Origin of the sequence: Gemmobacter sp. LW-1, from assembly GCF_001303875.1 — a bacterium.
In the GTDB taxonomy this organism is placed as follows: Bacteria; Pseudomonadota; Alphaproteobacteria; order Rhodobacterales; family Rhodobacteraceae; genus Gemmobacter; species Gemmobacter caeni.
Genome location: NZ_LJSC01000029.1, coordinates 36,431 through 46,916, shown reverse-complemented (window position 1 = coordinate 46,916; position 10,486 = coordinate 36,431). Strand labels below are relative to the sequence as shown.

11 protein-coding genes and 1 riboswitch are annotated in these 10,486 nt (G+C 68.5%); of the genes, 10 read left to right on the top strand and 1 reads right to left on the bottom strand.

The features are described from left to right. Positions 1 to 123: 123 nt before the first annotated feature. Positions 124 to 1,080, bottom strand: a complete 957-nt coding sequence (locus AO684_RS05150) for a sugar-binding transcriptional regulator (protein WP_082400734.1) — start codon at positions 1,078 to 1,080, stop codon at positions 124 to 126. Positions 1,081 to 1,193: 113 nt separating this feature from the next. Then, positions 1,194 to 1,326, top strand: a riboswitch (TPP riboswitch). Positions 1,327 to 1,449: 123 nt separating this feature from the next. On the opposite strand from AO684_RS05150, the gene thiC reads away from it, so the two are divergent. Genes thiC through AO684_RS05100 form a run of 10 tightly spaced genes read left to right on the top strand, consistent with a single transcriptional unit; the run spans position 1,450 to position 10,481 of the window. After that, complete coding sequence (gene thiC, locus AO684_RS05145) at positions 1,450 to 3,234, top strand: phosphomethylpyrimidine synthase ThiC (protein ID WP_054301672.1); 1,785 nt, start codon at positions 1,450 to 1,452, stop codon at positions 3,232 to 3,234. Next, complete coding sequence (locus AO684_RS05140; protein WP_054301671.1) at positions 3,231 to 4,160, top strand: FAD-dependent oxidoreductase; 930 nt, start codon at positions 3,231 to 3,233, stop codon at positions 4,158 to 4,160. Before thiC ends, AO684_RS05140 begins: the two co-directional genes overlap by 4 nt. Continuing rightward, positions 4,150 to 4,347: a sulfur carrier protein ThiS gene (gene thiS / locus AO684_RS05135; RefSeq protein WP_054301670.1), complete on the top strand. Its 198-nt coding sequence runs from the start codon at positions 4,150 to 4,152 to the stop codon at positions 4,345 to 4,347. The genes AO684_RS05140 and thiS overlap by 11 nt, the downstream gene beginning before the upstream one ends. Before the next feature lie 3 nt (positions 4,348 to 4,350). Next, on the top strand, positions 4,351 to 5,109 hold the full coding sequence (locus tag AO684_RS05130) for a thiazole synthase (RefSeq protein ID WP_054301669.1): 759 nt from the start codon (positions 4,351 to 4,353) through the stop codon (positions 5,107 to 5,109). Beyond that, a complete protein-coding gene (locus AO684_RS05125; protein WP_054301668.1) occupies positions 5,106 to 5,717 on the top strand; it encodes a thiamine phosphate synthase in 612 nt (203 codons plus the stop codon). Before AO684_RS05130 ends, AO684_RS05125 begins: the two co-directional genes overlap by 4 nt. Continuing rightward, entirely contained in the window at positions 5,714 to 6,622 is a 909-nt protein-coding gene (locus tag AO684_RS05120) for a HesA/MoeB/ThiF family protein (protein WP_054301667.1), read from the top strand. Before AO684_RS05125 ends, AO684_RS05120 begins: the two co-directional genes overlap by 4 nt. Further along, positions 6,619 to 7,359: a bifunctional hydroxymethylpyrimidine kinase/phosphomethylpyrimidine kinase gene (locus AO684_RS05115; protein WP_054301666.1), complete on the top strand. Its 741-nt coding sequence runs from the start codon at positions 6,619 to 6,621 to the stop codon at positions 7,357 to 7,359. The genes AO684_RS05120 and AO684_RS05115 overlap by 4 nt, the downstream gene beginning before the upstream one ends. 24 nt (positions 7,360 to 7,383) lie before the next feature. Further along, positions 7,384 to 8,148, top strand: coding sequence for an allophanate hydrolase subunit 1 (locus tag AO684_RS05110; RefSeq protein WP_054301665.1), 765 nt, complete (start codon positions 7,384 to 7,386; stop codon positions 8,146 to 8,148). Then, a complete protein-coding gene (locus AO684_RS05105; protein WP_054301664.1) occupies positions 8,145 to 9,191 on the top strand; it encodes a biotin-dependent carboxyltransferase family protein in 1,047 nt (348 codons plus the stop codon). Before AO684_RS05110 ends, AO684_RS05105 begins: the two co-directional genes overlap by 4 nt. A gap of 54 nt (positions 9,192 to 9,245) precedes the next feature. Further along, positions 9,246 to 10,481 (top strand): AGE family epimerase/isomerase, encoded by a 1,236-nt coding sequence (locus AO684_RS05100; protein ID WP_054301693.1) that lies wholly within the window; start codon positions 9,246 to 9,248, stop codon positions 10,479 to 10,481. Positions 10,482 to 10,486: the final 5 nt, after the last annotated feature.

The window sequence follows — 10,486 nt, the reverse complement described above, 5'->3', positions numbered from 1 at the left end:
GGCGTTCCGCCAAGCTGGGCGCGCGCTCTAAGGGCCATATCGATCCCGGCGCCGCCTCGACTTTCGTGATCCTGCGCGCCATGGCCGCCGCCATGGCCGAGGCGCAGGCCACCGCCTGAGCCCTTACCGTGGCCCCGCCATGAGCGCGCGGGCCACGGCTTCATTCGTGACCAGACGGTTCACATAGCCGCCGCGCAGGATGGCGCGGATGATCTGAACCTTCTCGATCCCGCCTGACACCAGCATGGACATCGGCTTCAGCTTCAGCTTGTCGGGGCTGAGCGCGATGATTGATTCATTCAGGAAATGATCGACCGGCCGGCCCTGCGCATCCAGAAAACAGCCCAGAAACTCGCCCACAGCACCACGTTTCAGCACGTCGTCCAGATGATCCTTCACCACGCGGATCTGCGTCAGCGTCGCATCCTCGGCCAGCGACCCGCAGGAGGTGATACCCAGATCCGCAATTTCGGTGCGGGCCAGAACATCGGTCAGCTCGTCGATCAGCAACAGCGTCTCGCGACTTTCCGGCGAGGCGCAGTACAGCGGCGCGGTCAGGTAATGGCATTCCACCCCCAGACTGCGGGCGAAACTGGTGGCGACCTCGAATGTATTGGTGCCCGAAGACCGCGTGACCCCGCCGGTCAGCCCGACAACCCAGCTGTCGGGATGTGGCCTTGCATGCAGCCGGCGCACCGCGAAACTGAGCGTGCGCCCGGTGGCAACACCGATTCCCAGATCACGCCCTTCCACCAGCGCCCCGGCCATGGCCCCCGCCGCCTCGCCGATCACCCGCTTCTGTTCCAGATAATCCGGCACATCGGGCACCACCACCGCCTCGGCCAGCCCGTAACGCGCGGTCACCGCCTCGGCCAGCGCGATGCAGTCGGTCAGCGGCAGCGTCACGTCGATGCGCACCGCACCATCCTCGCGCACCTGCCCGATGATCTTGTTGACGCGCAGCCGCGTCATGTTCATGCGGGCAGCGATTTCCTGCTGGGTCAGCCCGCCCATGAAATAGAACCACGCGACCCGCGCGCGTTCCAGTTGTTCGGTCAGGTCTTCGGTCGGATCATCCATCGTGGTTTCCTTATACCCGCTGCACCGCATTCGGCCAGCGGCAAGGCGGCGGCAGACGAAAAAGACACCCCGGCGTTTCGCAGTTGACAGCGCCGCCCGAGGCCCCGATGATGCCCGGACGTCAGGGGAGTCCCGCCAAGGGGACTGAGAGGCTGACAGGGGTTCCGATCCGCTCGGGCCCCGGTGACGCGACCCTTTGAACCTGACCCAGTTGACACTGGCGTAGGAAGACCGAAGGGTATTTCCGCATTCCTCGCACATCCGGGGGCGGTCCTTTCGGGCCGCTATGGCCCATTCGGCGCAGCCGGGGCCATGTGGTCCCTTTCTGCCGACTGTTTCACTTGGGTCTCATCGCAAGAGGAGACCACAATGAAAGACACGATCCCCGCCATCACCACCGGCGCCCTGCCCGCCTCGCGCAAGGTCTATGTCACCGGCGCGACGCATGACATCCGCGTGCCGCTGCGCGAGATCGGCATTTCCAACGAGGCACCGCTGACCGTCTATGACAGCTCCGGCCCCTATACCGATCCGGCGGCGCAGATCGACATTGCGCAGGGCCTGCCCGATGTGCGCGGTGGCTGGTTGCAGGCGCGTGGCGATGTGGAAAGCTACACGGGCCGCGCGGTGACGGAAGCCGACAACGGCTTTGCCACCGGCGCGCGGCTGACGCCCGCCTTCCCCGTGCAGCGTGCGCCCCTGCGCGCCACGGGCGACCGGGCGGTCACGCAGCTTGCCTATGCCCGCGCGGGCATCATCACGCCCGAGATGGAATTCGTCGCCCTGCGCGAGAACGAGGGGCGCAGCGCCGCCGCCACGCGCGACGGCGAAAGCTTCGGCGCCACGCTGCCCGATCTGGTGACGCCCGAATTCGTGCGCGCCGAAATCGCTGCGGGCCGCGCCATCATCCCTGCCAATATCAATCACCGCGAGTTGGAGCCGATGATCATTGGCCGCAACTTCAGGGTGAAGATCAACGCCAATATCGGCAATTCCGCCGTCACCTCCTCGATGGAGGAGGAGGTGGAAAAAATGGTCTGGGCGATCCGCTGGGGCGCCGACACGGTGATGGACCTCTCCACGGGCCGCAATATCCACAATATCCGCGACTGGATCATCCGCAACGCCCCGGTGCCGATCGGCACGGTCCCGCTGTATCAGGCGCTGGAGAAGGTGGGCGGCGTGGCCGAAGATCTGACGTGGGAGGTCTTCCGCGACACGCTGATCGAACAAGCGGAACAGGGCGTGGATTATTTCACCATCCACGCAGGCGTGCGGCTGCACATGATCCCGATGACGGCGAAACGGGTCACCGGGATCGTTTCGCGTGGCGGGTCGATCATGGCGAAATGGTGCCTGCATCACCACCGCGAAAGCTTCCTCTACGAGCATTTCGAGGAAATCTGCGATATCTGCCGCCGCTATGACGTGTCATTCAGCCTGGGCGACGGGCTGCGCCCCGGCTCCATCGCCGATGCCAATGACGAGGCCCAGTTTGCAGAGCTGCGGACATTGGGCGAATTGACCAAAATCGCCTGGGCAAAGGACTGTCAGGTGATGATCGAAGGCCCCGGCCATGTGCCGATGCACAAGATCAAGGCCAATATGGACGAGCAGCTGAAACATTGCCACGAGGCGCCGTTCTACACGCTCGGGCCGCTGACCACCGATATTGCGCCGGGCTACGACCATATCACCAGCGCCATCGGCGCGGCGATGATCGGCTGGTTCGGCACGGCGATGCTGTGTTACGTCACGCCGAAGGAACACCTTGGCCTGCCCGACCGCGATGATGTGAAAACCGGGGTCATCACCTACAAGCTGGCCGCCCATGCCGCCGATCTGGCCAAAGGCCATCCGGGGGCGCAACGGCGCGACGATGCACTGAGCCGGGCGCGGTTCGAGTTCCGCTGGCAGGATCAGTTCAATCTTGGGCTCGACCCCGATACCGCGCGCGAGATGCATGATGAAACCATGCCCGCCGAAGCGCACAAGGTCGCGCATTTCTGTTCGATGTGCGGCCCGAAGTTCTGTTCGATGCGGATTTCGCACGACATCCGCGCCGAGGCCGAAAAACAGCAGGGCATGGCCGCGATGGCCGAGAAGTTCCGCGAGGCGGGGCAGCTTTACATCCCGGCGGAGCCTGCGGAATGATTTCGGTCCTTGGTGCGGGGGTGGCGGGGCTTTGTGCCGCCACCGCCTTGAGCGAGGCGGGGCTGGCGGTCGAGGTCATCACCCCGCCCGGCGCTCCGCCGCCGGTGTCGCGGCTGGCGGGCGGGATGCTCGCCCCGTTCTGCGAAGGTGAAAGCGCGCCGGAAACCGTGGTCACACGCGGTCGCGCGGCGGTGGACTGGTGGGCGGGGCATGTGCCCGGCGTGGTCCGGCGTGGCACGCTGGTGCTGGCTGCACCGCGCGACGGGGCAGAGCTTGACCGCTTCGCCCGCGCGACCACCGGCCACCAACCGGCCGATCCCGGCGCGCTGGAACCTGATCTGACGGGCCGCTTCACGCGCAGTCTGTTTTACGCAGAGGAAGCGCATCTGGACCCTGTCGTCGCGCTGGCCTCTCTGACCGAGGGCCTGAACGCGCGGGGCGTTGCCTTCCGGGGCGGGCCGCCCCGTGGCCGCATCGTTGATTGCCGCGGCATGTCTGCCACCCTGCAAGGCCTGCGCGCAGTGCGAGGTGAAATGCTGGAGGTCAGCGCCCCCGGTGCCGCACTGTCGCGCACCGTGCGGCTGCTGCATCCGCGCTTTCCCTGCTACATCGTGCCGCGCGGACAGGACCGCTACATGATCGGCGCCACCATGGTGGAAAGCGCCGACCCCGGCCCGATCACCGCCCGTGCAGTGATGGAGCTGCTGTCCGCCGCCTGGACCGTCCACCCCGGCTTTGCCGAGGCGCAGATCCTTGCCACCGGCACCGGGCTGCGCCCCGCCTTCCCCGACAATATTCCCGCCATCCACCAAAGCGGCGGGCACATCCACATCAACGGCATGTATCGTCATGGTTTCCTCATGGCTCCCGCGCTGGCGATGGATCTGGCCCGCCTGCTGACCACGGAACCCGCCCATGCAGATTGACCTTAACGGAACCCCCGTCGTCACCCGCGCCACCACCCTTGCCGCCCTGATCACTGAGCAGGGCTTTGACGCCGCCTCGGTTGCCACCGCGCTGGACGGGCAGTTCGTCCCCCGACCGGCGCGGGCGGCAACCAGCCTTCACCCCGGCGCCAGGATCGAGGTTCTGGCCCCGATGCAGGGGGGCTGAGTCATGTTCTATGGCATCGACCTGCCCGGCCGCCTGATGCTGGGCACCGCGCAATACCCCTCGCCCGCCATCCTGCGCGACGCCATCGCAGCATCGGGGGCCGGGGTCATCACCGTCTCGCTGCGGCGCGAGGGGCAAGGCGGCGGCGCCTTCCGCCAGATCCTGCGCGACAGCGGCTGTCGCATCCTGCCCAATACCGCCGGGTGCCACACCGCACGCGAAGCGATCACCACCGCCCATATGGCGCGCGAACTGTTCGGCACCGACTGGATCAAGCTGGAGGTCATCGGCCATGCCGATACGCTGCAACCCGATCCCTTCGCGCTGGTCGAGGCGGCGCGGGTGCTTTGCGCCGAGGGCTTCAGGGTCTTTCCCTACACGACCGAGGATCTGATCGTGGGCGAACGTCTGCTGGAGGCCGGATGCCGCGTGCTGATGCCCTGGGGGGCACCCATCGGCTCGGGCCAGGGGCTGCGGCATGTCGAGGCGCTGCGCACGATGCGGGCGCATTTCCCCGAAGTGCCGCTGGTGATTGATGCGGGGATCGGCGCGCCTTCGCAGGCCATGGCGGCGATGGAGATGGGTTTTGACGCGGTGCTTCTGAACACCGCCGTCGCCCGCGCGCTGGACCCGGTGGAAATGGCCCGCGCTTTCGGGCAGGCGGTCAGCGCCGGACGGCTGGCCTACAGGGCCGGGCTGATGCCCCGGCGCGACATGGCGGTCGCCTCCACTCCGGTTTTCGGTCAGGCGGTGCTGGCATGATACGGCCCGACCCCTTTTACCTGATCGTGGGCGATGCCGGGCTGCTGGAGAGGCTGGTGCCACTGGGGGTGCGGCTGGTGCAACTGCGCGTGAAAGCCCGGCCGGAGCCGGATCTGCGCGCCCAGATCCTGCGCGCGAAAGCCTGCTGTGCTGCCCATGGCACCCAGCTTGTGATCAACGATCACTGGCAGATCGCGCTGTCGCTGGGCTGTGATTTTGTCCATCTGGGGCAAGAGGATATGGACAGTGCCGATTTTCCGGCCCTGCGTCGCGCCGGGGTGCGCTATGGCCTTTCGACCCATGATCCCGCCGAACTCGACCGCGCCCTGGCCGCTGAACCGGCCTATGTGGCTCTGGGTCCGGTCTGGCCCACCTTGCTGAAGAAAATGAAATGGGGGCCGCAGGGGCTGGACCGTGTGGCGGAATGGGCGCGGCGGGCGGGCGATGTGCCGCTGGTCGGAATCGGCGGGCTGGTGCCCGAACGCCTGCCCGGCCTGTTCGCCGCAGGCGCCGCCAGTGCCGCCGTGGTGACTGACATCGCCCAGGCCAACGACCCCGAGGCACGCTGCCGCGACTGGATCGCGGCGACCGAAAGGTATCGGCAATGAACCGCTACATCCGGCAAAGCTGCCTGCCCGAGGTGGGCGCCGGGGGGCAGGCGCGGCTGGCGCAGGCACGGGTTCTGGTCGCCGGGGCGGGCGGACTGGGGTCCGCCCTCCTGCCACTGCTGGCGGGTGCGGGCGTCGGGCATCTGGTGATCTGCGATCCCGATCGGGTGGAGGAACACAATCTCCACCGCCAGACCCTGTACCGTATGACCGATATCGACGCCCCGAAAGCCGAGGCCGCCGTGCGGCATCTGGCAGCGCTGAACCCCGATTGTGAGGCGCGGCCCGTCCTGGCCCGGCTGGACCCGGAAACCGCGCCCGGGGCGCTTGCGGCGGCCGATCTCGTGCTGGACGCGGCCGATAATTTCGCCACAAGCTACGCGCTGTCGGACCTGTGCCGCGCGGCGGGCAAACCGCTCGTCAGCGCCTCGGTTCTGGGGCGACAGGGCTATGTCGGCGGTTTCTGTGGCCCGGCACCCGGCCTGCGCGCCGTCTTCCCCGACCCGCCGCCCCGCGCCGCCACCTGTGCCACCGCCGGGGTGATGGGCCCTGCCGTGGCGACGCTGGGTGCCATGCAGGCCCAGATGGCGCTTTCGGTGCTGCTGGGACACAGGCCGTCACCGCTTGGCCTGATGCTCAGCGTCGATTTCGCGGAATGGCGGGTGGCACGGTTCCGCTTCGACGGGGCTACAGACCCGCCGCCCAGCCCTAGGGTCATTGCCCCCGGCATGATCCGCCCCGGGGATCTGAGTATCGACCTGCGCAGTCAGGAAGCCCCCGTGACCGTGCCCCATGACCGCCGGGTTGTCTTCCTTTGCGCCAGCGGTCTCAGGGCATGGCGGGCGGCACGCGCGCTGGCCGACCGGGGACATGCCGATGTCGCCATCTGCGCGGTCGGACCATGACGCCGCGCGTCCTGTGCATCGGCGGCAGCGATTCCGGCGGCGGCGCCGGGCTGGCGCGCGACATTGCCACCGCCACCGGCATGGGTGCTCATGCCTGCATCGCCGTCACCGCCGTCACCGCCCAGACCGATGCCGGGGTGCTGGCAAGCCATCCGGTGTCGCCTGAAACCGTCGCAGCGCAGATCCGAGCGGCGGGCCGGGTAGATGCGGTGAAAATCGGCATGCTGGCCAGTGCCGCCATAGTCGAAGCGGTGGCGGCGGCCCTGCCGCAGGCGCCAGTGGTTCTGGACCCGGTGCTGGCCTCCAGTTCAGGCCACCCACTGCTGGACCCGCAGGGCGTCGCCGCCCTGCTGCGCCTGCTGCTGCCGCGCGTCACACTGCTGACACCGAACCTGCCGGAATTGCAGGCCCTGACCACGCCGGGACTGGAGGCCGCGCAGGTGCAGACCCTGCGGGATCGGGGCTGCGCGGCGGTTCTGGTCAAGGGCGGCCATGCCGAAACGGCAGATTGCGAGGACCGGCTTTATGCGGCGCGGCGCGGTCCGCATTGCTATTCCGGTCCCCGTTATCCCGCCTCCCTGCGTGGCACCGGCTGCACCCTGGCCAGCGCCATCGCGGTGGCACTGGCGCGCGGCGAACCGCTGCCCCGCGCGATCGGGACCGCGCGCGACGTGCTGCGGGCACGGTTCACGGAGGCCGCAAGCGTTGACAAGCCGCCGCCGAACCCCGATCCATGACGGGGTGCCGACAAGGCGGGGCAGATGGACAGCGGATCGCAGCGTGACAAGACGCCCGTCGGAGGGCCGGAAGTTCTGCCCCTTGGCAGTACCGCATTGCTGCTGCGCTTTGGCCTGTCCGTCACGCCATCGGCCACCGCCGCCGTTCAGGTGCTGCACGACATGCTGGACCACGCCGACCTGCCAGGCGTGACCGAAATCCTGCCAAGCCTCGCCTCGGTCATGCTGCGCTTCGATCCAGCGAAAGTGACACGCGCAGATCTGGCGGCCCGACTGGCCACGTTGACAGAGGCGCGCGACTGGCACGCGGCCACTCCCCGACCCGCCACGCGCCGTTGGCAGGTGCCGGTGGCCTTTGGCGGGGTGCATGGCCCGATGCTGGAGGAAGCCGCCGCCCTTGCCGGTGTCAGCCCCGAAGCGGCGGTGCGGCAGATCGCGGAAACCGAGTTACGGGTGCTGGCCATCGGCTTTGCCCCCGGACAGCCCTATCTGGGCCTGCTGCCCGAGACCTGGAACCTGCCGCGCCTGTCGGACCTTGCGCCGCAGGTGCCACAGGGGGCGGTGACGGTGGCGGTGCGCCAGATCGTGCTGTTCGCCAATGCCTCGCCGACCGGCTGGCGCCAGATCGGCCGCGCGGCCTTCCGCCCCTTCCGCCCCGAGGCTCGTGACCCGGCCCCCCTGCGCGCGGGCGACGCATTGCGGCTGGTCCCCTGTTCCGGCGATGAACTGGAGGCGCTGCTGCGCGCGGGCGATCCCGATGGCGGCGCACGCTGTCAGGTGCAGGCATGAGTGGCGCGCTGATCCTGCATCGCGCCGGGCCGGGGCTGACCGTGCAGGACATGGGTCGCCCCGGTCTGGCCCGGCTGGGCCTGTCGCGCGGTGGCGCCGCCGATCGGCTGGCGCTGCTGGAGGCCACGGCCCTGCTGGGCCTGCGCGCGCCCGTCGCCGCGCTGGAGATGCCCGCACTGGGCGGCAGTTTCGAGGTCACGCAGCCGACCCGCATCGCGCTGACGGGCGCGCCGATGTGCGCCGATCTGGACGGCAGCGCGCTGCGCTGGTCAGCCAGCCATCTGATCCTGCCGGGTCAGCGGTTGACCATCGGCGCGGCGACCTCGGGGGTTTATGGCTATCTCACCCCGGCGGGCGGCATTCTGGGCCCCGAATGGCAGGGCAGCCGTGCGGCGCATCTGGTCGCGGGGATTGGCGCGGCACTGGCGGCGGGCGACCGGCTGCCGCTGGGTGATGACCCCGCGCCTGACGCACCGGCACAGTTTCTGCCGGTCGAAGATCGCTTCACCGGCGGCCTGCTGCGCTGGATCGACGGGCCGCAGACCGCCCTGTTCCCCGAGGCAACCCGCGCGCGCTTTGCCGCCACGCCCTTCCACCGCGCCCCCACCGGCAACCGGCAGGGCATCCGGCTGGATTGCGACGGCCCGGCCTTTGCCGCCGATCTGCCGAAAACCGGCCTCGCCTCCGAGTTCATCCTGCCCGGCGACATCCAGATGACCGGCGACGGGCGGCCCTATATCCTGCTGTCCGAATGCCAGACCATCGGCGGCTATCCCCGGATCGGCACCGTCCTGCCCGCCGATCTGCCCCGCGCGGCCCAGGCCGCCCCCGGTGCGGTGCTGCGCTTTCAGCGGGTGACGCTGGCCGAGGCCGATGCGCTGGCTCGCCCCCGTGCCGCGCGTCTGGCCAGCCTGCGCGCTGCCTGCCGCCCATTGCGCCGCGATCCGCGCGACATGCCGGATCTGCTGTCCTATCAGCTGATCAGCGGCGTGACGGCGGGCGACGATCTGGACCCGCCCACCCCTCTGCCCGACTTGGCGTGACCTCGCAGTTAGCGTAAACATGGCGCGCCGGAGAGGACCGGCATGGAGGAACGCATGACCGACACGCCGCTCGCCAGCCCCGCCGCCCCCCGCTGGATCGACGATCCGCAGCACCGCGACTGGCTGGCCGCCGAGGCGCGGCGGCAATTCGCTTTCTTTCGTGCCAGCCCACGCAAGGACGGCGGCTTTCACGTTCTGGCCCATGACGGCACACCGCTGCCGGGTGAGGTGCAGGAACTGCATACCACGACGCGGCTGGTACATTCCTACGCTCTGGGCCATCGCGCCGGGGTGGCGGGGTGCGAAGCGATCATTGACGCGGGCATGGCTTACCTCTGGTCGCATCACCGCGACGCGGATCATGGCGGCTATCTCTGGTCGCTGGACGGCGCCGCGCCCTGCGACACACGCAAGCTCGCTTATGGTCATGTTTTCGTTCTGCTGGCCGGGGCCAGTGCCCGGCTTGCAGGCCACCCCGATGCCGACCGGCTGATCGACGATGCGACCGCCGTGCTGGACCGGCATTACTGGGAAGACGGCGTGGGCCGGTTTGCGGACGAATGGAACCGCGACTGGACGCCGTTTTCTGCCTATCGTGGCATGAATGCCAATATGCACGGGGTCGAGGCGCTGCTGGCAGCCTACGAGGCGACGGGGCGCGAGGTCTATCTGACCCGCGCGGGCCGCATTCTGGATTTCTTTCTGAACCGCATCGCCTCTGCCGAAGGCTGGCGCCTGCCCGAACATTACACTGAAAACTGGCAGATCGACCGCGCCTATTCCGGCAACCCGATGTTCCGCCCCGCAGGCACCACCCCCGGCCATTCGTTTGAACTGGGCCGGCTGATGCTGCAACACTGGGATCTGGCGGACCGTCCCGACAACGGCGCCCCGGCAACGGCGCGACGGGTGGTCGAACAGGCGCTGGCCGATGGCTGGAATGCGGAAAAGGGAGGTATCTTCTACACGCTTCAGTTCGGCGGCGCGCCTGCGATCCGTGACCGCTACTGGTGGCCGGTAACGGAGGCCATTGGTGCCTTGTCATCCCTGATCAAGCTGGGCGGCACCGAAGACGACGAGGCATGGTATCGCCGCCTCTGGCAGTTCGCGGGTGCGCATTTCATCGACCATGCGCGCGGCGGCTGGTTCCCGGAAATCGACGCGGAAGGCCAGCCCACGGTGACGCAGTTCCACGGCAAGCCCGACATATATCACTCGGTGCAGGCGGCCTTGCTGCCGCTGTCGCCGGGCGTTTCACGGCTGGCCGAAACCCTGCCGCGGATCGGATAGCGCAG